Source organism: Vibrio sp. 811 (genome assembly GCF_033339195.1).
On sequence record NZ_JAWOUB010000383.1, the window covers coordinates 1 to 717 of the forward strand.

Here is a 717-nt window from a genome sequence, read left to right on the forward strand (position 1 = left end):
GTGATGGATGTGTACGCGAAACAAATCACTCTACTGGGCGAAAATGGTCAGGGACAGCGTTGTAAAATGGTAAACCAAATCTGTATTGGTGGTATTTTGCAGGGCTTGAGTGAAGCACTTTTGCTTGCGCAAAAATCGGGCTTAGACATTGAACAGGTTGTCGAGACGCTGAAACACGGCGCTGCTGGTTCATGGCAAATGGAAAACCGTGCCACGACCATGGCGCAAGACAAGTTTGATTTTGGCTTCGCGATTGATTGGATGCGCAAAGACCTTGGCTTTTGTTTGGAAGAAGCTGAGCGTGTTGGGCTTGAGCTTCCATTGACTAAGATGGTCGACGAGCAGTACGCAGGCCTTCAACGTGAAGGGCTTGGTCGTATGGATACGTCAGTACTGATTAAGGCTGTAGCCAAAAATCAGTAGTAGATGAAGAACTCTTTGGTATCGAAGAGTTTGAAAAAGTCTAAATTGATCATATCGAATTCTCTTAACTGGGAGGCGCAACGTGCGCCTCCGTTTGTATTTACTATGGAATATTTGCTGTGGGTTATTTCGCTAAACCTAACGCCAGTTCTAAGCCTTTGCCGTAAGCTTCGTCCGCTTGGTAGGCGTGGTTAACGTGACGTTCTTTGATGAAGTCTGGCACACCATCCATTGCACGAGCGGTGTTGTCGAATAGAGTTTGACGCTGTTCTTCGCTCATCAGACGGAATAGGT

Annotated in this window: 2 protein-coding genes; one reads left to right on the forward strand and one right to left on the reverse strand. The window is 46.7% G+C overall.

Annotated elements, in window-relative coordinates; genetic code table 11:
- The coding region (locus R7Q46_RS27020; RefSeq protein WP_318078229.1) for an NAD(P)-dependent oxidoreductase at positions 1 to 423 on the forward strand (423 nt) is incomplete at its 5' end.
- 124 nt (positions 424 to 547) lie between these two features.
- Here R7Q46_RS27020 and R7Q46_RS27025 read toward each other — a convergent pair.
- On the reverse strand, positions 548 to 717 hold a 170-nt coding region (locus tag R7Q46_RS27025), incomplete at its 5' end, for a catalase-related domain-containing protein (protein ID WP_318078231.1).